This is a genomic window from Yinghuangia sp. YIM S10712 (assembly GCF_051388935.1).
Lineage (GTDB): Bacteria > Actinomycetota > Actinomycetes > Streptomycetales > Streptomycetaceae > Yinghuangia.
Genome location: NZ_JBPKBI010000008.1, coordinates 101579 through 123453, shown reverse-complemented (window position 1 = coordinate 123453; position 21875 = coordinate 101579). Strand labels below are relative to the sequence as shown.

17 protein-coding genes and 1 pseudogene are annotated in these 21875 nt (G+C 71.9%); 11 read left to right on the top strand and 7 right to left on the bottom strand.

Going from position 1 to position 21875, the window contains the following annotated elements:
* Positions 1 to 63: 63 nt before the first annotated feature.
* On the bottom strand, positions 64 to 384 hold the full coding sequence (locus ACRX5W_RS18435; protein WP_436789278.1) for a cupin: 321 nt from the start codon (positions 382 to 384) through the stop codon (positions 64 to 66).
* A 64-nt stretch (positions 385 to 448) separates the two neighbouring features.
* Complete coding sequence (locus tag ACRX5W_RS18430; protein ID WP_436789277.1) at positions 449 to 1402, bottom strand: NADP-dependent oxidoreductase; 954 nt, start codon at positions 1400 to 1402, stop codon at positions 449 to 451.
* 243 nt (positions 1403 to 1645) lie between these two features.
* On the opposite strand from ACRX5W_RS18430, the gene ACRX5W_RS18425 reads away from it, so the two are divergent.
* The 3 genes and pseudogenes from ACRX5W_RS18425 (at position 1646) to ACRX5W_RS18415 (ending at position 6342) form a co-directional block, all read left to right on the top strand.
* Positions 1646 to 2590: an NADP-dependent oxidoreductase gene (locus ACRX5W_RS18425; protein ID WP_436789426.1), complete on the top strand. Its 945-nt coding sequence runs from the start codon at positions 1646 to 1648 to the stop codon at positions 2588 to 2590.
* Between the two features lie 130 nt (positions 2591 to 2720).
* Positions 2721 to 3020 (top strand): annotated as a pseudogene (locus ACRX5W_RS18420) (SDR family NAD(P)-dependent oxidoreductase); the annotation flags it as partial.
* Positions 3021 to 3141: 121 nt separating this feature from the next.
* Positions 3142 to 6342: a BTAD domain-containing putative transcriptional regulator gene (locus tag ACRX5W_RS18415; RefSeq protein WP_436789276.1), complete on the top strand. Its 3201-nt coding sequence runs from the start codon at positions 3142 to 3144 to the stop codon at positions 6340 to 6342.
* On the opposite strand, the gene ACRX5W_RS18410 is transcribed toward ACRX5W_RS18415, so the two are convergent.
* The gene (locus ACRX5W_RS18410; RefSeq protein ID WP_436789275.1) at positions 6339 to 8054 is read right to left on the bottom strand and encodes a protein kinase domain-containing protein; all 1716 of its coding nucleotides are present in this window, start codon (positions 8052 to 8054) and stop codon (positions 6339 to 6341) included. The two genes, ACRX5W_RS18415 and ACRX5W_RS18410, sit on opposite strands and share 4 nt — an antisense overlap.
* A gap of 408 nt (positions 8055 to 8462) precedes the next feature.
* Positions 8463 to 9020, bottom strand: coding sequence for a G/U mismatch-specific DNA glycosylase (mug, locus tag ACRX5W_RS18405; protein WP_436789274.1), 558 nt, complete (start codon positions 9018 to 9020; stop codon positions 8463 to 8465).
* 171 nt (positions 9021 to 9191) lie between these two features.
* Here mug and ACRX5W_RS18400 point away from each other — a divergent pair, with 171 nt between their 5' ends.
* The 6 genes from ACRX5W_RS18400 (at position 9192) to ACRX5W_RS18375 (ending at position 14648) form a co-directional block, all read left to right on the top strand.
* A complete protein-coding gene (locus tag ACRX5W_RS18400; RefSeq protein ID WP_436789273.1) occupies positions 9192 to 9959 on the top strand; it encodes a DNA alkylation repair protein in 768 nt (255 codons plus the stop codon).
* A gap of 311 nt (positions 9960 to 10270) precedes the next feature.
* On the top strand, positions 10271 to 11875 hold the full coding sequence (locus tag ACRX5W_RS18395; RefSeq protein WP_436789272.1) for an ABC-F family ATP-binding cassette domain-containing protein: 1605 nt from the start codon (positions 10271 to 10273) through the stop codon (positions 11873 to 11875).
* Between the two features lie 133 nt (positions 11876 to 12008).
* Entirely contained in the window at positions 12009 to 12962 is a 954-nt protein-coding gene (locus tag ACRX5W_RS18390) for an ADP-ribosylglycohydrolase family protein (RefSeq protein ID WP_436789271.1), read from the top strand.
* 90 nt (positions 12963 to 13052) lie between these two features.
* A complete protein-coding gene (locus ACRX5W_RS18385; RefSeq protein ID WP_436789270.1) occupies positions 13053 to 13568 on the top strand; it encodes a F0F1 ATP synthase subunit B family protein in 516 nt (171 codons plus the stop codon).
* A gap of 107 nt (positions 13569 to 13675) precedes the next feature.
* Positions 13676 to 14161: a MarR family winged helix-turn-helix transcriptional regulator gene (locus tag ACRX5W_RS18380; RefSeq protein WP_436789269.1), complete on the top strand. Its 486-nt coding sequence runs from the start codon at positions 13676 to 13678 to the stop codon at positions 14159 to 14161.
* A 64-nt stretch (positions 14162 to 14225) separates the two neighbouring features.
* Positions 14226 to 14648 (top strand): PPOX class F420-dependent oxidoreductase, encoded by a 423-nt coding sequence (locus ACRX5W_RS18375; RefSeq protein WP_436789268.1) that lies wholly within the window; start codon positions 14226 to 14228, stop codon positions 14646 to 14648.
* A 16-nt stretch (positions 14649 to 14664) separates the two neighbouring features.
* Here the strand turns inward: ACRX5W_RS18375 and ACRX5W_RS18370 are convergent, their stop codons facing one another.
* Positions 14665 to 15876 (bottom strand): SDR family oxidoreductase, encoded by a 1212-nt coding sequence (locus tag ACRX5W_RS18370; protein ID WP_436789267.1) that lies wholly within the window; start codon positions 15874 to 15876, stop codon positions 14665 to 14667.
* A 506-nt stretch (positions 15877 to 16382) separates the two neighbouring features.
* Here ACRX5W_RS18370 and ACRX5W_RS18365 point away from each other — a divergent pair.
* Entirely contained in the window at positions 16383 to 17861 is a 1479-nt protein-coding gene (locus tag ACRX5W_RS18365) for an amidase (RefSeq protein WP_436789266.1), read from the top strand.
* Between the two features lie 25 nt (positions 17862 to 17886).
* Here the strand turns inward: ACRX5W_RS18365 and ACRX5W_RS18360 are convergent, their stop codons facing one another.
* Positions 17887 to 19314, bottom strand: a complete 1428-nt coding sequence (locus ACRX5W_RS18360) for an MFS transporter (RefSeq protein WP_436789265.1) — start codon at positions 19312 to 19314, stop codon at positions 17887 to 17889.
* 91 nt (positions 19315 to 19405) lie between these two features.
* Here ACRX5W_RS18360 and ACRX5W_RS18355 point away from each other — a divergent pair, with 91 nt between their 5' ends.
* Positions 19406 to 20179, top strand: a complete 774-nt coding sequence (locus ACRX5W_RS18355; protein WP_436789264.1) for an AraC family transcriptional regulator — start codon at positions 19406 to 19408, stop codon at positions 20177 to 20179.
* A gap of 90 nt (positions 20180 to 20269) precedes the next feature.
* On the opposite strand, the gene purB is transcribed toward ACRX5W_RS18355, so the two are convergent.
* On the bottom strand, positions 20270 to 21715 hold the full coding sequence (purB, locus tag ACRX5W_RS18350; protein ID WP_436789263.1) for an adenylosuccinate lyase: 1446 nt from the start codon (positions 21713 to 21715) through the stop codon (positions 20270 to 20272).
* Between the last annotated feature and the right edge of the window lie 160 nt (positions 21716 to 21875).

Sequence of the window (21875 nt, the reverse complement as noted above, 5' to 3'; positions counted from 1 at the left end):
ACGGAACGCCCGGCGGCCTCGCAACCGTGCGAGGCCGCATCGTGTCGGGAAGCCGGAGGAGGCCTACGTCTCGGTGACGGCCGTGAGCAGCACGGCTGCGTCCTCCAGTGCGGTCAGGCCGTGTCGTTCCTGTGGCAGCGCCTGGAGCCGACCGGCCGCGATGTCGACATCTCCGCTCGCGGCGGTGATCCGCACGGACCCGACGAGAACTTGAAGGCTCCCCGCAACCGGGGCGTTGTGCTCGTCGAGTGCGGAGCCCGCGGTCAACGCGATAATCGTCTGCCGCAGCGGGCCCTCGTGCAGGAACAGGTGCGCGCTTCTGCCGTGATCCGCAGCGGCGGCCTTCTCCAGGTGTTCGCGTGCGAGTGCGCCGACGTCGTCCATGGGTTCCTCCCGAATCGGTTGCCGGTCTGCTCTTACCCGGAAACTGCGGTTCGGCGCGTCGTGTTCACACCAGGATCACGGTCTTGCCCCGCGCCTTGCCGGCGCGGCTGCGCGCGATGGCGTCGGGGGCGTCGGCGAGCGGGACCTGCGCGCCGAGTTGCACGACCGCGTGGCCCTCGTCGATTTCGGCGGCGAGGCGGCCGAGGAGCTCCGCGCTCGGGCGTACGCCGAAGTTGATGCCGGTGATGCCCAGGTGGGTGAGACCGCGCGCGTCGGCGGCGCCCAGGGTGCTGATCGCGGTGCCGCCGTCGGCGACGAGCATCGCGTATTCGGCGAACTGGTCGGGCGCGGATGCGACGTCGAACATGGCGTCGAAGCCGTCGGGGTGGGCGGCACGGAGGTCTTCGACCGGCGGGCCCGTCCGCGCGTCCACGGTGTCGGCGGCGCCGAGGCGGCCCATCGCCTGCTCGCCGACGCCGCGCGTCACCGTTACGACCTTGATGCCGCGCGCGGCGGCCAGTTGGGTCACGAACGTCCCGACGCCGCCGGCCGCGCCGATCAGAAGCAGCGCCTGGTCCTCCCTGAGCCCGGAGATTTCGAGCATCGACAGCGCCGTCTGCCCGGCGGTCGGCAGCGCGGCGGCCAAGGGCAGCGGCAAGGTGTTCGGCGCGGGGGCCAGCTCGCCGTCCTCGGCGGCGACGACGTACTCCGCATAGGTGCCGTACGCGCCCACCGGGACCCGCTTGGGGTGCCCGAACACCGCGTCGCCTTCGGCGAACCGTGTGACACCGTCGCCGAGGGCGGCGATCTTGCCCGCGAAGTCGACGCCGTAGATGAACGGGTAGACCACCTCGTCGGACAGCTGCCCGCTGCGGGCGCGGTCCGCCAGCTTCCAGTCCAGTGGGTTGAGGCCCGCAGCCGCCACCCGGATCAGCACTTCGCCGGGCCCCGGCTCCGGGGACGGCAGTCCGAGGAGTTCCGGCTCGCCGGCAGGTCTCGCGACAGCTACGGCACGCACTGTTGTCCTCCCGGTCAGCCCCCTTTGGCTCATGTTCGCCGGGGCCGGGGGCATCGGCAAACGGGGGCGCGTCCGCTCGCCGGGTGCCGGGCCGGAGGCACATGGGCGGCACCTGGGAGGCATACGTGCAGCCGACGCGGAGATCGTGTGTGTGTCCTGTCGGTCGGGACACCCCCGGGGGAGCCCAGGCCGCAAACCGTCGACCGCACCTCAGGAGCCGCCGTGGAAACCTCCGCGCCCCGCATGCACGCCATCACCCAGAACCGCGCGGGCGGGCCCGAAGTACTCAACCTCGTCAGCGCCGAGCGCCCGGTGCCCGGCGCGGTGGAGGTGCTGGTCAAGGTGCACGCCGCGGGTGTGAATCCGACCGATTGGAAGACCCGCCGGCGCGGGCGGTTCCGCGACGGGTCGCGGGCGCCGTTCATCCTCGGCCACGACGTCTCCGGCGTCGTCGAGGCGGTGGGGCCGGGGGTGACTCTGTTCCGGCCCGGTGACGAGGTCTACGGCATGGTGGGCTTCCCGCACCCGGCCGGCGCGTACGCCGAATACCTCACCGCGCCGCCGCGGCAGCTCGCGCGCAAGCCACGCAATCTCACCCATGTCGAGGCCGCGGCCCTTCCGCTGGCCTCGCTCACCGCGTGGCAGGCACTGGTCGACACGGCGGACGTGCGCCCCGGGCAGCGGGTGTTGGTCCACGCTGCGGCGGGCGGGGTCGGGCACGTGGCCGTGCAGATCGCCAAGGCGCGTGGGGCGTACGTCATCGGCACGGCGAGCGCCGGGAAGCACGAGCTGCTGCGTGGGCTGGGGGCGGACGAGATGGTCGACTACCGTGCCGTCGACTTCGCCGCGGCGGTCTCGGACGTCGACGTGGTCCTCGACTCCGTCGGCGGCGACTATGCGGCCCGTTCGCTGCGGGTGCTGAAACGCGGCGGAACGCTCGTCACGATCCTGCCGCCCGACGAGGACTTCCCGGCGCAGGAGGCCGAGGCGGCCGGCGTCCGCACCGAGTACATGTTGGTCGAGCCGGACCGTGCCGGGCTGGAGGCCGTGACGGACCTTGTGGAGAGCGGTCGGCTGCGGGTGGTCGTCGATGAGGTGTTTCCGCTGGTCGCCGCGGCGAAAGCCCACGAGCTCGGGGAGCGGGGCGGGACGACCGGGAAGATCGTGCTGTCGGTGGTGGAGGGCTGAGGCGGCGCAGACCTCGGCGGGCCGGCGCCCCATGGCGATCCCTCTTTCGGGCTTTGTGCCCTACGGTGGACGCTGCATCTGACGATCCGTCAGTTTGCTGTGTCCACCTGGCTTTTGGGGGAGAACCGCGATGAGTGACATACCCGCCCGCACCCGCACCGTCCTGGTCACCGGCGGCGGCTCCGGCATCGGCCGCGCGATGGCGATCGCGTTCGCGGCGCTCGGCGACCGCGTGGTGGTCGCCGATCTGGCGGCGGACACGGCCGCGAAGACCGTCGCCGAGATCGAGGCCGCACAAGGCACCGCCATGGCCGTGCACGTCGACGTCGCGGACGAAGACTCGGTCGCGGCGATGACGGCCGCCGCGGTCGACGCGTACGGCGGCCTCGACGTCGTGTGCAACAACGCCGGCGTCGTCGACTCGATCGGGCTGCTGGAGGAGATCTCCCTGACCCGGGCCGTCGCCGCGCGAACGCCGGCCCGGCTCGGGTGTGTCCGAGCGTCACGACGCCCGGCGCCCCCGCACAAGTCAATACGCCAGAATCGCGTGCATGTTGTTCGGCATTCTGGGTCCGGTCGAGGCGTGGCGCGCGGACGGCACGACCGTCACCGTGGGCGGTCCGCGCGTGCGGTCGCTGCTCGCGCTGCTGCTCGTGAACGCGGGGCGCATCGTCACGACCGAGACCCTGGTCGACGGGCTGTACGGCGACGACCCGCCGCGCGGTGCCGCCAACGCGCTGCAGTCCCAGGTCTCCCGTCTGCGGCGGGGCCTGCGCGACGACGCGGGAACCGACAAGCTCGTGGAGTTCCACGCCGCCGGATACCGGCTGTCCGTGGATCCCGACCAGGTCGACGCGCACCGGTTCGCCCGCCTGACCCGGGAAGGCCGCCGCGCGCTCGCGCTCCGCGACCACGAGGGCGCGGAGCGGCTGCTCGGTGCCGCACTCGACCTGTGGCGCGGCCCGGCGTTCGCCGATGTGACGGACGCGCCGTTCGCCTCCGCACAGGCCGGCGCATGGGCGGAGCAGCGGCTCGACGCACTGGCCGACCGCTGTGAGGCGCGCCTGGCGCTCGGTCAGACATCCGAACTGGTGGGCGAGTTGCGTCGGCTCGTCGCCGAACACCCGTTGCGCGAGAGGTTCGTCGGCCAGCTCATGCGTGCGCTGTACGGCGCCGGGCGGCAGGCGGAGGCGCTGGCGGCGTTCGAGCAGACCCGTACACGGCTGGCCGACGAGCTCGGGGCCGATCCGTCCGCCGAACTGGCCGCGATACACCTGGACATCCTGCGCGCGGCACCGTCTCTCACCGCGGTCGCTGCCCCGCCTCCGAGCGAACACCGTGGCCTCCCGGCCGAGTTGACGAGCTTCGTCGGCCGCGACGAAGAGCTGGCACGGATCGGGTCGTTGCTCTCCGGTGCCCGGCTGGTCACGCTCACCGGTCCCGGCGGCAGCGGCAAGACGCGCCTGTCCGTCGAGGCTGGGCGGCGGCGCAGCGGCGACGTGTGCTTCGTCGAATTGGCCGCGGTGCGCCGGAGCGACGAACTCGTGCAGACGGTGCTGAGCGCGCTCGGCCTGCGCGAGGCCGGGCTCAATCCCCTGTCCGCCAACCCCGGCGACGACGCGACGAAGCGCCTGCTGTCCGGGCTCGCGTCGCGCAAGTTGCTGCTGATCCTGGACAACTGCGAGCAGATCGTCGTCGAGGTCGCCCGGCTCGCACACGCGATTCTCGGCGCATGTCCCGGCGTCCGGATCCTGGCCACGAGCCGCGAAGCGCTCGGCATCACGGGCGAAACGCTTTGTCCTGTGCCGACGTTGGCGGTTCCGGACGCGGAGTCCCCGCTCGATGCCGCGGTCGCGGCGCCGGTGGTCCGCTTGTTCGCCGACCGGGCCGTCGCCGTACGCCCCGATTTCACCGTGGACGCCGGCAATCTCCCCACCGTTCTCGGCATTTGCTCGGCTCTCGACGGTCTCCCCCTTGCCATCGAACTCGCCGCCGCACGCCTGCGGGCGCTGTCGCTCGACGAGATCGCGACCCGCCTCGACGACCGTTTCCGGCTGTTGTCGCGCGGCAACCGCACCGCCGCGCCCCGGCACCAGACGCTGCGCGCGGTGGTCGAGTGGAGCTGGGAGCTGCTGGACGAGTCCGAGCAGGAACTCGCCCGCAGGCTCACCGTGTTTGCCGGGGGTGCGACCATCGAGTCGGCGGCCCGGGTGTGCGGCCTGCCGGACGGCGAGGCCGTGGAACTCCTCGCGGACCTGGCCGACAAGTCGCTCATCGAGAGCAACGCCGGGCGCTACCGCATGTCCGAAACGGTCCGGCTGTTCGGCGCGGAACGCCTGGCGGCCGCGGGTGAGCGCGAACGCCTTGACAGGGCGCACGCCGAGTACTTCGTCGATCTGGCGCGGCAGGCCGAACCCTACCTGCGCACGGGTGAGCAACTGGTGTGGCTGGACCGGTTGACCGCGGAACACGCGAATCTGCGAGCTGCGTTGCGCTGGGCCATCGCCGAGGATCCGGTGCTCGGCCTGCGGCTGAACGCCGCGCTCACGTGGTACTGGTGGCTGCGTGGCATGCGCCGGGAAGCCGCCGAGCCGGCAAGCGAGTTGCTGGCCGCGGTCGGCGATCGGCCGCCGCCCGGCCACACCGAGGAGTACCTCTTGTGCCTGCTGACGTCCCTGCACGTCACCGCGCCCCCTGGCGAAGAAACGCGAGCCGAACGCGTGGCCCGTGCACAACCGTTGCTCTTCTCCATGCAGGAACCACCGCGTCAACCCGAGCTGTTCGTGGTCCTGGGCATGGCCACCGGGCCCCTCGGCGCGGCTTCCCGGGCGGAGACCGAGCGACTGATCGGCGACGATCCCTGGTCGCAGGCCGTCACCCGCATCGGCTACGGCTTCACCCACCTGTACGGCGGTGAACTCGCCGAGGCGGAAGACTACTTCCACGAGGCTCTCATACGCTTCCAGGCCATCGGCGACCGCTGGGGCATGGCCAACTGCTTCGACCAGCTCGCGGTGTTCCGGGACTGGGCGGGCGACATCCGCGGCGGCCTCGTGCTCATGGACGAAGCGCTGGAACTCATGCGGCAGTTGGGCATCACCGAGGACATCGACGATCTGCTGGTGCGGCGTGCGGACATGTGTGTGCGCATGGGTGACCTCGCCGCCGCGCGCGAGACGTACGAACATGTGATCGCGTCCGCCACCTGCACAGGCCGCGCGGCGTCCGTGGCGTTGTGCCGCTCCGCGCTGGGCGACCTGGCCCGGTTCGAGGGCCGATACGCCGAGGCCAAGCAGATCCAGGAGCGTGCGCTGGCCGAGTGCCCGTCCGATTCCTTCGACGCGGAGGGTTCGCTCGCGTTGATCCTGACCGGTCTCGGGTGGACGTCGCTGGCCCTCGGCGACGCGCACAAGGCGCGGGAACTGGCCTATTCTGCGGTTGACCTGACCTACCGCAAGGCCAACCTGATGACGGCCGCCGACGGCATCGAAGTGCTCGCCGGTGCGGCACTGCACGAGGGCGAGGCGGCCGAGGCGGCAACGTTGCTGGGCCTCGCCGTCGCGACGCGCGGCACGGATGTGCCCGGCCGGGTCGACGTCGACCGGGTACGGTCCGGCGCCCGCGCGGCGCTGGGCGACGAGGCGTACGACGAGGCCTGGGCGCGCGGTCGGGCGGTGCCGCGCGCCGCGGTACCGGACCGGCTCGGACCGGGACGCCCGGCCGGCACGCCACCGGTGGACCCCGCGTATTAGGCCGGCGCGGTCCAGCTCTCCAGGCGGGCCCGGATACCGGCCGCGTAGGGGCTGTTCACCCCGTAGCGGGCCTCGGCCTCGCCGCAGAGCAGCCCGTACAGGTGGGCGGCGCGGGCCACGTCGCCGGTGACGCCGACCCAGTGGGCGAAGGCGTTCTTGGCGTCGAGCGTCACCGTGGCGTCCTCGCCGAGCGCGGTCCGGCAGTCGACGACGAGGTGCTCGAAGTGGCGTACCGCCCGCTCGGCGTCGCCGGACCGGCCGACCCACATCGCCCACTCGCCGCGCACCGAGAAGGTGTCGGGCGCCACCGCGCCCATCGTCCGCACGTAATCGCCGGCCAGCACCGACGCGGCCTCGGCGGCCCCCGCGGCGTCCCCGGCGTTCCCGAGCCAGTGGACGTGTTCGCCCCGGACCAAGAGCGTGAACGGATGGTCCGCGCCGAGCGCGTGGTAGGCCCCCCGCGCGGCCGATGCGGCCTGGTCCCGGGCGGCGGCGGCCCAGCCCAGGACACCGGTCGCGTGAACGGCGCCGAGCAGCGAGCAGACCGCGTACGCGTGCCACGGCCCGAAGGTCTGCACCGCGACCTGGTTGGCGTGCTGGAACGCCTCCAGCGCGTCGTTGGCGTGGCCGTCCTGCATCAACCGGCAGGCGTGGTCGTAGGGCGCGATCGTGGCCTGGTCCGCCGCGGTCTGCGGCGGGGCGTACGCCCGCGCGGCGCCGTACCGCTTGGAGCTGGGCTCGGGCGGGGCGGGTACGTGGCGCGGGGCGACGCGCCGCAGCGTCCCCGGCGCCTGCATCCCCGGCGGCACCTTGGGCGGGGGCGGCACCGCCTGGGTGCGCGTCTGGGGCATCGCCGGCATCGGTGCGTCGCGGAACGCACGAACCAAATCCCAGGCCTTTGCGTCGAGCCAGCCCCGGGCGTTGTCGTGGGCGACCAGGTCGACCTCGTCGGCCAGCATGCGGATGACCTCGGCCGGGCTCGGCCGCAGCCCGGGATCGCGGCGCAGGCACAATTCGACGATGCCGCGCAGGGGTTCGTCCAGGTCGACGGCCGTGTGCACGGGCACGGGCGCCTCACCCTGAGCCAACTGGATCAGGGTCAGGCCGAGGGCGTAGACGTCGCTCGCCGTGGTGACCGGAACGTTGCCGTACGCCTGTTCGGGCGACATGAAGCCGGGCGTCCCGATGGCCGCGGTACCGCCCGTGGAAACGTAGGTGCCCTCGGCGTGCACGACCCCGAAGTCGATGACGCGCGGTCCCTGTTCGTCGAGCAGGATGTTCGACGGTTTGAGATCGCGGTGCACGACGCCGACGGCGTGGATCGACTGGAGCGCTTCGGCGATCCCCGCGCCGAGCCACATCACCGTCCGCGCGGGTTGCGGGCCGCACTCCCGGACGAGGTGCCGCAGCGAAGGGGCGGGGACGTACGCGGTCGCGATCCACGGGAAAAGCGCGACCGGGTCGCTGTCGACGACCGATGCCGTGAACACGCCGCTGACCCGGCGGGCCGCCTGGGCCTCGTGGGCGAAGCGGCGCCGGAACTCTCCCACCGCGGCGAATTCGGGACGGATCGTCTTGACCGCGACCCAGCGCCCGGCCGCGGACCGGGCCAGGAAGACACGCCCCATGCCGCCGGCGCCGAGCCGGGCCAACACCTGGAACGGTCCGACCTCGGCCGGGTCCCCCGGCTCCAGCGGCGCCCATGCCGACACCCGCACACACCCCTTCCGGTGCCTGCCGATCGCTTGCCGGTGCACTGGTGACGCACCGTCTCCCCGAGGCACGGACCAGCGGATCTTTTCACACTCGCGGCCCCCCGCACGGCAGCCGCCCGATCCGCCCGCCGACGCCGCGGCCGGGTGCGGGGATCTCCGCGGGCCCGCAACGTCGGCACGCCGCGTGCCGACCCGATCAGATCCCCTCTGACACGACCCCGGGTCTGTCCGGCGAATCTCTCCGGGCCCGCGCGGAGCGGCACGCACGCTCGCGGCGCTGCGGACGAAAGAGGGCCACCGGGCCCGGCGGGCGAGTGCCCCGAGTACCGGCTCCGGCCCCGCGCCCTGCGATCGCACGCACCGGCAACCACGCCGGCTGGTCCGCAGAGATCCACCGGACAGGCCCTAACCGGGCGCGGCGGCCACCGCGTCGCGCAGTTTCGAGAACTCCGCCGCGAGCGTGTCGACCGTGAAATGGGCGTTGAGCCCGCTGGGGTTGGGCAGCACCCAGAGCCCGGTGTCGCCGACGGTCGCGGCCTGGCGGCCGATCACCGCCTTGGGCGACGCGAAGGCGGCGCGGTAGGCGCCTATGCCGACGACGGCCAGCCAACGCGGTTTGTACGCGAGGACTTTGGTCCGCAGTATCTCCCCGCCCGCCCGGTACTCGTCGGCGGTCAGCTCCGCCGCCCCGGCCGTGGCGCGCGCGACGACGTTGGTGATGCCGAGCCCGAGCCCGGGCAACTGGTCTTGTTCGTCGGGCCGCAACTGCCGCAGCGTGAAACCCGACAGGTGCAGCGCCGGCCAGAACCGGTTGCCCGGCCGGGCGAAGTGATGCCCCGTCACCGCCGACATCAGCCCCGGATTGATACCGCAAAACAGCACGTCAAGGCCGGTCCCCAGGACATCCGGCACCGTCCGCCCGACCGCCGCGGCGAGTTCCTCGCGGGTATAGCGCGTCTTCACCCGCCCATTCTTTCCGACCCGCGAGGGCGGCGGACGCGGGGGACGGCGGCGCAGGCCGGAACGGTCGGCCGCCGGTGGCCGGTGGTGGCCGGTGGTGTCCGGTGGTGTCCGAAACACGCCGGACCGGCGAATGTCCTCGATGGCGTCGGCACGGTCGGGTAGGCAAGTGGGGTGACGTCGCCCGAGCCTGGCACCGCCCATGTGCCCGCCGATCTCGCCGCGCAGGTGGATGAGGCGCTGGCCGCGCTCGCGGACCCGGTGCGCGCCGAGGGCGCGAAGCGATACTTGCGCAGCGACCTGAAGCACTACGGCGTCGCGGTCCCGGACATCCGCGCGGAGGTGCGTGCGCGGCGCCAGGCGCACCCCGCGTTGACGCACACGGACGTGGTGGCCGTGGCCCGCGTGCTGTGGAAGCCTCCCGTGCACGAGACGCGGCTTGCCGCATGCCTGTGGTTGGAGGCGTACGCCGACCGCCTCGTCGCCGACGACACGCGTCTGCTCGGCGACCTGATCGGCGAGTCCGGTACCTGGGCGCTGGTCGACGTGCTGGCCGGTTCGGTGGCCGCGCGGCTGCTGCTGCGCCTGCCCGAGACCGAGCCGGCGTACCGGGCGTGGGCCGCGCAGGAGGAGATGTGGCTGCGGCGTGCCGGCGTGCTGGCGTTCCTGCTTCCGGTCAGGTCGGCGGAGACCTACCCGCGTTGGTTTCCGGTCTTCACCGAGATCGCCGATCCGCTGCTCGTCGACACGAGGTTTTTCGTACGCAAGGCCGTCGGGTGGGTGCTGCGCGAGGCGTCGAAGCACCATCCCGACGACGTCGTCGACTGGGTGGCGCGCAGATTGGACCGCATTTCGGGACTGACGCTGCGGGAGGCGCTCAAGCGCGTCGCGGAGGAGCAGAAGGCACCGCTCGTCCGCGCGCACCGGGGCCCGGCGATCTGATCGGCGGACCGGGAAGAAAATCGCTTGCCGCGGTGTCATGTCCCGCATACGTTTCTTCCCGGCCCCCGACTCGGTGGGCCGATCACGATCGATGAGGAGAAGGCCGTTGCTCGTCTGAGGTAGGAGACCGCCCCCGCAACGCCCCGGCGTGTGCGGTGACGCGCGATCTCGGCCTCGGTACGGAGCCCGCCTTCTCCTTTGTCGTGTTCAGGCCCTCCCTGCCTCCTCTGGTCGTCTTCCGCCGCGTCCGCGTGTCTCACGACGCCGCCCCGACCCCCGCGAGCGCCTTGGAGGCCACCTTGTCCAGTCCCATGACCACGACGTCCGTCGTCTGCACCGACCTCGAATTCGCCTGGCCGGACGGCGGCACGCTGTTCAGCGGCTTCCAGATGGCGATCGGGCCGGGCCGTACCGGCCTGGTCGGTCTGAACGGCGCGGGCAAGTCCACGCTGCTGCGTCTGATGGCGGGTGAACTCACGCCCACGCGCGGCTCGGTGCGGGTGCACGGCGAGCTGGGCTACCTGCCGCAGAACCTCACCCTCGACACCGAGGCCCGCGTCGACGAGGTGCTCGGCATCGCAACGACCCGGGCCGCGCTGCACGCCGTCGAGGCCGGCAGCCTCGACGAGGCGCACTTCGCAGCCGTCGGCGACGACTGGGACGTCGAGGAACGCGCCGCGGCGATACTCGCCCGACTCGGCCTCGGCCACCTGGAGTTGGACCGGACGACCGGTCGGCTCTCCGGCGGCGAGTCCGTGCTCCTGGCCCTGGCCGGGCAGTTGATGCGTCGGCCCGATGTGCTGCTGTTGGACGAGCCGACCAACAACCTCGACCTGACCGCCCGCGAGCGCCTTTACGACGCGGTCGAGTCGTGGGCGGGCGCGCTGGTCGTGGTCAGCCACGACCGCGAACTCCTGGACCTCGTCGACCAGATCGCGGATCTTCGGGACGGCGGCGTGCGGTGGTACGGCGGCACGTACAGCGACTACGAGCGCGCGCTCGAAGTCGAACAGGACGCCGCGGAGCGCATGGTGCGCGTCGCCGAGTCCGACGTACGCCGCCAGAAACGCGAACTCGCTGATGCTCAGGTCAAGTTGGCCCGCCGCGTGCGCTACGGCCAGAAGATGTGGGACAACAAGCGCGAGCCCAAGGTCGTGATGGGCGAACGCAAACGACAGGCCCAGGTCGCGGCGGGCAAGCACCGCACCATGCACGCCGACCGGCTCGCAGGCGCGCGCGAGCGGCTGACAGAGGCCGAACGCGCCGTCCGCGACGACGACGTGATCCGCGTCGATCTGCCGCTGACGGCGGTCCCGGCCGGTCGAACGGTCTTGTCCCTATCGGGTGTTCGGCTGCGTTACGGGCCGCGTGTGAAGTTCGACGTGCGTGGTCCGGAGCGCATCGCGTTGATCGGCCGCAACGGATCCGGGAAGACGACCTTGCTGCGGACCGTCGCAGGGCTTCTGGCCCCGGAGACGGGCGAGGTCAAGCGGGAGGTGCCGCTGCGGTACCTGCCGCAACGCCTCGATCTGCTGTTCGACGAACTCACGGTCGCGGAGAACGTCGGCCGGTTCGCGCCGGGAGCCACCGACAACGAGATCCGTGCGCGGCTCGCCCGCTTCCTCTTCAAAGGACGCAAGGCCGACCAGCGGGCGGACACCCTGTCGGGCGGCGAACGGTTCCGCGCGACGCTGGCGGCGCTGCTGCTGGCGGAGCCGCCTCCGCAGTTGCTGATGCTGGACGAGCCGACCAACAACCTCGACATGGCCAGTGTCAGGCAGCTCACAAGCGCACTGGAGTCGTACCAGGGGGCGCTGATCGTGGCGAGCCACGACGTGCCGTTCCTGCGCGATCTGGACGTGACACGGTGGCTGCGCCTCGACGAGCACGGCCTGACCAGGGTCGATCCGATGTAGCGGCTCAGCCGGGCGTGGGAGCGGTGGGCCGGTCCTTCGTCGCCGCCGGGCGGGCGATGAAGGACCCCCCCGACGCATGCGACGGCCGGGGACATCCCCGCCGGGCCGACCGTGCTGGAAAAATGGCACCCATATGACGACTCATCCGATCCGCGAACTCCCCCGTCCCACACCGGCGTCGCGTCACGCGCGCGCTCTCGATTCCCTGCTCGGCCTGGCCCTCGGCGACGCGCTCGGCGCGCAGTTCTTCGTGCCGGACAATCTGCCGCTCCTGCGGCGGCAGGCGCTTCCGGAAGCACCGTGGCCGTGGACCGACGACACCGAGATGGCCTGCTCCGTGTACGCCGAGCTCGTCCGGCACGGGCGCGTCGACCAGGACCGGCTGGCCGCGGCGTTCGCCCGGCATCACGACTTCGACCGCGGCTACGGCCCGACCGTCAACCGCATGCTGCGGCTCATCCGCGCGGGCGGCGCGTGGCGCGACCTGGCCGCGGAACCCTTCGACGGACAGGGTTCCTGGGGCAACGGCGCGGCAATGCGGGTCGCGCCGCTGGGCGCGTGGTTCGCCGACGACCCGGAGCGGGCCGCGTACGAAGCCGCCGCGTCGGCCGAGGTCACCCACCGCCACCCGGACGGCGCGGCCGGGGCGGTCGCCGTCGCGGTGGCCACCGCCCTGGCGTGGCGCGGGCCGGCGGACCCGGAGGCGTACGTCGCCGAAGTGGCCGCCGCCACGCCTCCCGGACTGGTCCGTGAACGACTGGGCGCGGCACGGAGCCTGACAGATCGTCAGGATCCCGCGCGGGTCGGCCGCAGTCTGGGCAGCGGCCGACGGGTCAGCGCGCCGGACACCGTTACGTTCACCGTGTGGATCGCGGCTCGGTACCGCGACAATTTCGAGGGGGCCGTCTGGGCCACCGCGTCCGCCGGCGGCGACGTCGACACGACGTGCGCGATCGTCGGCGGAATCCTGGGCGCCCGGGTCGGGCGATCGGGCCTGCCCAAGGAGTGGATCACGGCCATGGAGCCGTTGCCCGCATGGGCTTTCGAGGACGCCCAAGTGCCCGCCGCGGATGAGGAGGCCGGATGACAGGCATCCGATGCCTCGTTCCCCGCAGTCTCCGGTCCGCCCTGTCGACCCGGCGTTCGCCCGCACCGGCGTCGCCGATACGGTGACACGATGGGACCACTCAAACCTGATGTCGCCGAACTTGTCGTCGCCACCGTGTGTTTCGCGCTCGTCTTCGTGATCGTGGGCCGTGTTCTGCTGCCCCGTATCACGCGCGTCCTCGACGAGCGCCACGAGCTCACCGAAGGGCGGCTCGATGCCGCCGACGGCATCAAGGAGGAAATCGCCGGGGTCGCCAAGGACCTTCAGCGCGAGCTCGCCGAGGGCCGCCGCGAGGCCGCGCGGGTCCGCCAGGAACTGATCGACGAGGGCGCCGAGACCATCTCGTCGCTGCGGGCCGAGGGCCAGCGCGCACGCGAGGAACTGATCGCGTCGAACACCCGATCGATCGCGGAGGAGCGCGCGGTCGCCGAGGCGGTCCTGCACGCGGAGCTGGGCCTGATCGCGACCGAACTCGCCGGAAAGGTCCTGGGCGAGTCGGTCACCGACTTCGTCGCGTCCGGCGACACCGTCGAGCGGTTCCTCGCCGAGGTGCAGGCGCACGTCGAGGAGCAGCCCACACCCTGACCGCGCCCGCGGAGGCATCGAGGCGGACGCCGGACACCGGCACGGCGTCCGCCTCTACGATCGACGCCACTGCGCCCGAACACCGTGTGAACCCAAGGAGCCGCCGCATGCCGGAGCAGCTTCCGGCCGAGCCGCCGGGCTTCATGTTGCCGCTGCGGCTGTTCATGGCGTTCCGCGGCATCATCGACGAGGTGCACACCGAGCTGGCCACGCAAGGTCATCCCGACATGCGGCCCTCGTACGGTTTTGTCTTCCAGGCGATCGGTCCAAGCGGCACGACCGCCGCCGAACTCGCGCGCACCCTCGGCGTGTCCAAACAGGCGGCCGGCAAGACCATCGCCACCCTGAAGGGCCTCGGGTACGTCGAGCTCAGCCCCGATCCGCGCGACGCCCGCCGCAAACTCGTCAATCTCACGCCGCACGGCGTCGACTGCCTCGTCCGCTCAAGCCGCATCTTCGACGCCATCCGCGCCCGCTGGGCCGACGAACTCGGCCCGGACCGCCTGCGCGCACTCGACGCCGACCTGCGGCGCATGGCCCCGGACGAGTTCTTCCGCCTCGACATTCCTGGGTGGTTCGGCGGCGCGGGCTGACACGGCCCCGGCCGCCGCGCGCGTCGCTTGACTTGAACCGCACTTCAACCAGCAGGCTGAACGCATGACTTCGACGACGCCTTTCACCCCTGCCGAGATCGCGTACCTGCTGAGCCAACGGCTCGGCCGCCTCGCCACGGTCGCCCCCGACGGGACGCTCCAGAACAACCCGGTGGCCTACAAGGTCGACAACGTGCACGGCACGATCGACATCCGCGGCTACAACATGGGCACGAGCCGGAAGTTCCGGAACGTGGCGAAGAACCCCGAGGTCGCTTTCGTCGTGGACGACATCGCGTCGTACGAACCGTGGACAGTGCGCGGCATCGAGATCCGCGGCACCGCCGAAGCCGTCCGGGGCGAGGAGCCCGCAGGCGACGGGTTGGACCCCGACATCATCCGCATCCACCCGCGCCGCGTGCTGACCTGGGGTGTCGATGCGGAGGACCAGGGGATGACCACGCGCGACGTCCGCCGACCGGCCTGACCCGGGAGCGCGGCAGTCAGCGCCCGCCGGTGAGCACGAACCGTATGTCGGCGTCCAGGTTCCGCAGCGCCTGATCCAGCGTCAGTGCCGGCGGGCCGTCCGGCAGTTCGTGGCCTCCGAGCGATGTCGGGAAGACCTCGCCCGCGCCCAAAATCGTGCTCCCCGCGGCTTGGATCGCCAGCACCTCGCGTGCCCGCTCCGGGAGGCTCGCCCACTTGGGGAATTCGACGAGCGGGGCCTTCGCCGGGTCGTGGAACTCCGGCTGCGGCAGTTGGAGTCCGGCACCGCGGGCGGTCTCCACGACCTGCTGGGCGAACTCCTCGCACGTGGGCGCCGCCGCTCCGGCGCAAACTCGGTAGAGCGCGGGAAGCCGGCCGCTGTCGCGAACGGCGACCACCGCCAGTGCCGTCACCGTACGAGCAAGCAGGTCACGCGGGACCATGTCGAGGCGCTGGTGCGGACCGCACGCGGAGGTCCTGGCGCCGCCCAAGAGCATCTTGATATGCCCGTGTACGGCCTGGTGCTCCGGGATCCACCCGGTGCCGGTGTCGCCCATGACCACCGACGGGCGGACGACGCACGCGAGCGCGTCGGATGCCGCGACCGCGCGTTCCGCGGCGATCTTCGATTCCAGATAGGTCAGTGGCCGGGCCGCGCAGTCGCCCGGGATCGTCGCGGCGGCCTCGCGCGCGTGCTCGATGTGGTCGACGAATGCCGTCGATATATGGATCAGCGGGGCGTCGGCGTCGTGCGCCAGCTCGGCCATGCGCCGCGAGCCGGACACGTTCACGCAGTGGAAGTCGTCGGCCTTGTCGTCGAAGCACGCCCGGCCGCCCGCGTGGACGACGACATCGGCGCGGGCGGCGAGTTCGGTCCACGCGCTGCTGTCCAGCCCCAGGCGCGGCGATGCCAGGTCGACGGGCACCTCGTGGTGCGCGTGTGCAGACGCACGTCGGCCGCGCAGCGCGACCACGCGGAAGATCGGACGCAGCGCGCGGGCGATGGCCTCGCCGACCACGCCGCTGGCGCCGGTGAGCAGGACGACCGGCAGCTCGGTCGACGGGTCGTGCCGCGCGGACGACGTCGTGTCGGTCGGGAGCGGGATCGAGGCGAGGTCGCGGGATCGAGCGGGCGACGGCAGCGCCGCCGAGGCCGGCATCGGGGCAGGTACGACCACCGGCACGCGGACCGGAGTCAGAGGCTCGGACAGGCGGTACAAGGTGTTCACCTCGCTTCACCGGGCGCCGCGGGGCGCGTGGCATCCTTTGGGAACGGTAGGCGCGGGATATGGCCGCTGCCACTTGAACCGTGACCGCCTGCGATCACCCCTGGTGGGGCGGGGGAACACACGACCGAGAACACCCAGCGTGACCAGGTCGTGCGTGGCGCGCGCCACATATCGACGGAGCGCACACAGGCCCCGCTCTCTCCCGGCGTCAGCGAGCGTCCGGCACGCCGCAGAAGAACCCGTCGCGTGCGCGGCGTTCGGCGTCGGCAGGGGGTGGCTTCACTCGTTCGGGCCATGGATTATCGAACGCACTTGCGTTTTCTGCCGCTCGGCATGCGGAGGGGATGGTGTTTCCGCAGGTCAACGCGTTGTCCCCGAATCAGCCAGGAGCTATTGCGCGGCGCGCGAGTCTGCTGGCAGGGCGCCGACCGGCGCGGGTAACCTCGGCCGGGCGGCTACCGAACGTAGCCATGTCGGGACGGGTGGCGAGGCAAGGAGGCCCGACGGTGGAGTACGACGAGTACCGCGGTCACGACGCGGTGGGTCTGGCCGGTCTGGTGGCACGCGGCGAGGTGAAGGCCGCAGAGCTGCTCGAAGTGGCGATCGGCCGGGCCGAGGCGGTCAACCACCGGGTCAACGCGATTGTCCGGCCGATGTACGACGTCGCCCGCGAGCGTGCCAAGTTGCCGCTGACCGGGCCGTTCGCGGGTGTCCCGTTCCTGCTCAAGGACTTGGCGCAGGACTACGCGGGTCTGCCGACCGGATCCGGCTCGCGGGCGCTGGCGACGCATCCGATGCCGGAGCACTCGGAGGTCGTCCGCCGGTGGCTGGACGCGGGCCTGGTGGTCTTCGGCAAGACCAACACACCCGAGTTCGGGGCCAAGGGCGTCACCGAGCCCATCGCGAACGGACCGTCGCGCAACCCGTGGAACATCGCGCACACGCCCGGCGGTTCGAGCGGCGGCTCGGCCGCGGCGGTCGCGGCAGGGATCGTGCCTGCGGCGGGCGGCAACGACGGCGGCGGTTCGATCCGCATCCCGGCGGCGTGCTGCGGGTTGTTCGGGCTCAAGCCCGGGCGCGGGCTGGTGCCCAGCGGCCCGGCGTACGCGGAGATGCTTCACGGCGCGGCGGTCAACGGGGTACTGACACGCAGTGTGCGCGACTCCGCGGCGATGCTCGACGTGATCGCCGGCCTCGACCCGGCCGGTCCGTATGTGCCGGCGCTGCCGGAGACTTCGTACCGCGAGCTCGCCCGCCGAGATCCGGGCAGGTTGCGCATCGGGTACGCCACGGCTTCACCGATCGGCATGGACGTCTCCCCCGAGGCGGTCGCGGCGGTCGAGGACGCCGTCGGGTTGCTGCGCGAGCTCGGCCACGAGGTGCACGAGGCCCAGACCGGCGTGAACGAACGGCAGTTGGCCCGGGACTTCCTCACGTTGTTGTTCGCGTCGATCGCCGCCGACTTGGACCTGGTGCGGCGGGGCACCGGGTGCGGCGAGGACCAGTTCGAGTTGGACACCCGCATCATGGCGGCGGTCGGCCGGGCGACCAGCGCGCCGACGTACGTCGAGTCGCACAACCGCTGGAACGAGCACAGCCGCCGCCTTGCGTTGTTCCACGAGTCGTACGACCTGCTGTTGACCCCGACCCTGGCGCACCCGCCCGCACGGGTGGGCCAGGTCGCGACGCCGGGGTGGATGGACGCGGCAGGCCGGTTGCTCCTCGCGGTGCGCGGTGCGGGGCTGCTGGCCTTCACCGACCTGGTCGACCGCGTCGCGGACGAGAACCTGCGCTGGACTCCGTACACGCAGCTCGCCAACATCACCGGACGCCCGGCGATGTCGGTGCCGACGTATTGGACGCCGGACGGGCTTCCGCTGGGGATCCAGTTCGTGGCCGGTCTGGGCGGTGAGGGCCTGCTGCTGTCGCTCGCGACGCAGCTTGAGCAGGCCCGGCCGTGGTTCCACAGGGAGCCGCCGGCCTGAGGCGCAAGCCGGCGGCTCGGGTGGTTCAACCGTCCGCCCCCGCCGCCGGTGTGCGGCGTGGTTCGCGCAGGAAGCAGCCGAGGACGAGGGCCGCCGCGGGCACGAAGCACATGATCAGGAAGACGCTTTGGGGGCCGTGTGCGTCGGCGGCCAGGCCGAACACCGGGGAGATCAGGCCGCCGATGCTCACCGCGAGACCGAGGGTGACGCCCGCCGCTGTTCCGGGCCTGGTCGGCAGGTAGTCCTGACCGAGCTTGACCAGCACCGCGAAGGGGATGTTCAGCGCGAGCCCGGTCGCGGCAGCGAAGAGCAACGGCACATAGGTCCCGGGCAGCAGGCGCAGCGCGACCAGCATCGGGATGACGAGCACGCTGCCGAGCTGTACGGTCCGGACCAGCCCGATCCGGTCGGCGATCCGGCCGCCGGCCAGGGTGCCGAGCACGCCGCCGCCGAGGAAGAACGCCAGCGCGGTGCCGCCGAGGGCGTGCGAGGCACCGAGGTGCCGGATCCAGTACAGCTCGATGAACGTGCTGATCCCGGAGAAGAGCACCGAGCGGACGACTTCGATCGCGGTGAGCACGAAGAACGGCGTCCACTGGTCCTGCCCGGTGCGTGTCGTGGCCGCCGCGGCGGCAAGGACCCGCTGCCGGTGCCTGTTGCGGTAGAGCACGTACGCGACCAGCACCGCGGGCGGGATGAACAGCACGGTGGCGCCGACTCCCCACGCCACCAGGGCCGGGGTCGCCAGCACCGGTGCCATGAAGAAGCCGACGCTGCCGCCGGCCGCGAAAACGCTCATGGCCGCAGTGCTTTCGCCCGCTTCCTCGCGCGCCGCCTTGCCGGCGGCGGGATGGAACATCGCGACCCCGAGTCCGGACAAAAGGATCAGCGTCCACACCGCGAAGTACGGCTGGACCAGGCCGGAGAATCCGAGCCCCAGTCCCGCGACCGCGACGCCGGCGGCAGCCATCCAGCCCACGCGCATGCGGTCGACGAGGACGCCGAGGAAGGGTTGCGGGATCGCGCTCCCGAGCGTGGCGGCGAGTGTCAGGCCGGACGCCGCGACATAGCTGTAGCCGCGGTCGAGCACGAAGTACGGGACGCTGGCCGGGACGAGGCCCTGGTAGAGGTCGTCGACGGCGTGCGCGATGCCCCACAGGCGCATGCGGCGCCACACCGAGTCCGCTTTCTCCGAACTCTCGGGATTCTCGGAATTCTCGGAGGGCTCGGAGGGCTCGGAGGCGGGGTGTTCCGCGGACGACGACGGCGGAAGAACGAAGCCGGGCTCGGGGACGCGTGGTCCTACGCCTTCCTCGGCTGGTTTCCCGGCCGCGTGCGGTGTCTTGGGGACGGGCCCGACGGCGGACGCCGGCGCGGCACTCGCCTGCGCGGGCGCAACAGCGTCGTGCCGCGCCGCGCCGGCGGTGACCGCGGCGGCCTCGTGTTGGGTCATGCTGGGATTCGCCCTTCCGGGTGATTCGTACGCTTGCCCGCCCAGCATCGCGAGCCCACCCGGACGTCGACTGTCGTTAGTCTGACGTTTTATGTCGACAACCCGCCAACACCTCGACGGCCCCACTCGGGTTCCCCTCGCACACCGCGAACGTGTGGAGTGGCACGACCATGCGGTGAACCAACTCATCGCGCCGGGGCTCGGCGTACTCCAGGTGTCGACGCCGGACGGAACGTGGGTGGTGCCTCCGCATCGTGCCGTGTGGGTTCCGGCAGGCGTCGCCCATGCGCATGAGGCGCACGGGCCGAGTGAGTTGCGCACTTTGTGCTTCGCGGCCGACGTCAATCCGCTGCAAGTCGACCGGCCGACGGTCCTCGCGGTGACGCCGCTGTTGCGCGAGGTGATCGCGGCGTTGAGCAGAGCGGCGCACGTTCCCGACCGCGATCGCCCGCTGACGCCTGCGCAACGAACCAATCTGGAGCGCGTCGCACTCGACCAGTTGCACCGCGTCGAGGCGCTGCCACTCGGGCTGCCCGCGACCCGTGATCCGCGGCTCCGCGACGTCGCCGACCTGCTCACCGCAGACCCGGGCGACGAACGCACTCTCGCCGAACTCGGCGTCGCGGTCGGGGCGGCGGAACGCACGCTCAGCAGACTTTTCCGTACCGAGACGGGCATGAGCTTCCCGCAGTGGCGCGGCCAACTGCGGTTGCACCACTCACTCAAGCTTCTTGCCGACGGCGCCTCGGTGACCAGCACCGCGGCCCGCTGCGGCTACGCGACGCCGAGCGCGTTCATCGAGGCGTTCCGCAACGCGTTCGGAACGACGCCGGGGGCGTACCGCAAACAGGCGCTCGACATCTGACACCTGCGGGTCGCGGACGCCGGAGCGTCCGGTGCCCCGGGGCCGGGCACGTCATCGCGATCCGGCCCCCGTCTTGTTACTGACGCCGCGTCAGAGGATGGCGCCCGGACGGTACTTGGCCGCCTCGGGGTGCCGTGCGGCAACGTCCTCGATGCGACCGACGACCTCCGTGACCTGGGCGGACGCGGCCCCCGTGAACGACAGGCGGTCCGCCAACAGAGCGTCCAGCGCGGCGCGGTCGAGCGGGAGACGGTCGTCGGCGGCGAGCCGGTCGAGGAGTTCGTTGCGCTCGGCGCCCTGTTCGCGCATCGCGAGCGCGGATGCGACGGCGTGCTCCTTGATCACCTCGTGCCCGGTCTCGCGACCCACTCCGGCGCGCACCGCGGCCATCAAGACCTTCGTCGTCGCCAGGAACGGCAGGTAGCGGTCGAGTTCGCGCGAGATGACGGCCGGGAAGGCGCCGAACTCCTCCAGCACGGTCAGGAACGTCTCCACCAGGCCGTCGAAGGCGAAAAAGGCGTCCGGCAGCGCGATGCGGCGCACCACAGAGCAGGAGACGTCGCCTTCGTTCCACTGGTCCCCGGCGAGCTCGGAGGTCATCGACAGGTAGCCGCGCAGGATGACCATGAAGCCGTTGACGCGCTCACACGAGCGCGTGTTCATCTTGTGCGGCATCGCCGAGGAACCGACCTGCCCCGGCTGGAATCCTTCGGTCACCAATTCGTGCCCGGCCATCAAGCGGATGGTCTTGGCCAGCGACGACGGCCCGGCGGCCAACTGGACGAGCGTCGAGACGACGTCGAAGTCGAGCGAGCGCGGATAGACCTGGCCCACGCTGACGAAGGCCGCGTCGAACCCGAGGTGCGTCGCGACGCGCCGCTCCAGCTCGGCAAGCCGCTCCCCGTCGCCGCCGAGCAGGTCGAGCATGTCCTGCGCGGTGCCTACAGGCCCCTTGATGCCGCGCAGGGGATAGCGGCCCAGCAGGTCTTCGAGACGCGTGTACGCCACCAGCAGCTCGTCGGCGATGCTCGCGAAGCGCTTGCCCAGCGTCGTCGCCTGCGCGGCGACGTTGTGCGACCGGCCGGCCATGACCAGTTCCGCGTTGCCGGCGGCGAGCTCGCCGAGCCGGGCCAGGACCGCGACGACCCGGTCGCGAACCAGTTCGAGCGACTGGCGGATCTGGAGCTGCTCGACGTTCTCGGTGAGGTCGCGCGAGGTCATGCCCTTGTGCACGTGCTCGTGCCCGGCCAGCGCGTTGAACTCCTCGATGCGCGCCTTGACGTCGTGGCGGGTGACGCGCTCGCGCTCGGCAATCGAGGCCAGGTCGACCCGCTCCACGACCGCCTCGTAGTCGGCGATCGCCGATGCGGGGACCTCGATACCGAGGTCGGCCTGCGCCCGAAGCACGGCCAGCCACAGGCGGCGTTCGAGGACGACCTTGTGCTCGGGCGACCACAAGGTGGCCAGCTCGGCGGAGGCGTAGCGGTTGGCCAGGACGTTCGGGATGCGGGGCTTGCTCACAGGCTGGGTCGTCACGTTCGGCAATCCTAGTCGTCGGCGGCCGCACCCCTCCCCCGGCGTCCGGACATCGCACGACCGGCAACTCGCCGGAGCCGAGGTGCGTTCGATACGGCACGGTGCCGGGCGGATGGAGGGCGGCGAGTGCCCGGACCGGTGCGGGACGGACGCCCGGCTC

Coding starts and splice junctions, on each gene's coding strand:
- ACRX5W_RS18435 (WP_436789278.1), bottom strand. CDS start 384: ATGGACGACGTCGGCGCACTCGCACGCGAACACCTGGAGAAGGCCGCC.
- ACRX5W_RS18380 (WP_436789269.1), top strand. CDS start 13,676: ATGCCGGAGCAGCTTCCGGCCGAGCCGCCGGGCTTCATGTTGCCGCTG.
- ACRX5W_RS18390 (WP_436789271.1), top strand. CDS start 12,009: ATGACGACTCATCCGATCCGCGAACTCCCCCGTCCCACACCGGCGTCG.
- ACRX5W_RS18425 (WP_436789426.1), top strand. CDS start 1,646: ATGCACGCCATCACCCAGAACCGCGCGGGCGGGCCCGAAGTACTCAAC.
- ACRX5W_RS18385 (WP_436789270.1), top strand. CDS start 13,053: ATGGGACCACTCAAACCTGATGTCGCCGAACTTGTCGTCGCCACCGTG.
- ACRX5W_RS18415 (WP_436789276.1), top strand. CDS start 3,142: ATGTTGTTCGGCATTCTGGGTCCGGTCGAGGCGTGGCGCGCGGACGGC.
- ACRX5W_RS18375 (WP_436789268.1), top strand. CDS start 14,226: ATGACTTCGACGACGCCTTTCACCCCTGCCGAGATCGCGTACCTGCTG.
- ACRX5W_RS18360 (WP_436789265.1), bottom strand. CDS start 19,314: ATGACCCAACACGAGGCCGCCGCGGTCACCGCCGGCGCGGCGCGGCAC.
- ACRX5W_RS18355 (WP_436789264.1), top strand. CDS start 19,406: ATGTCGACAACCCGCCAACACCTCGACGGCCCCACTCGGGTTCCCCTC.
- ACRX5W_RS18395 (WP_436789272.1), top strand. CDS start 10,271: ATGACCACGACGTCCGTCGTCTGCACCGACCTCGAATTCGCCTGGCCG.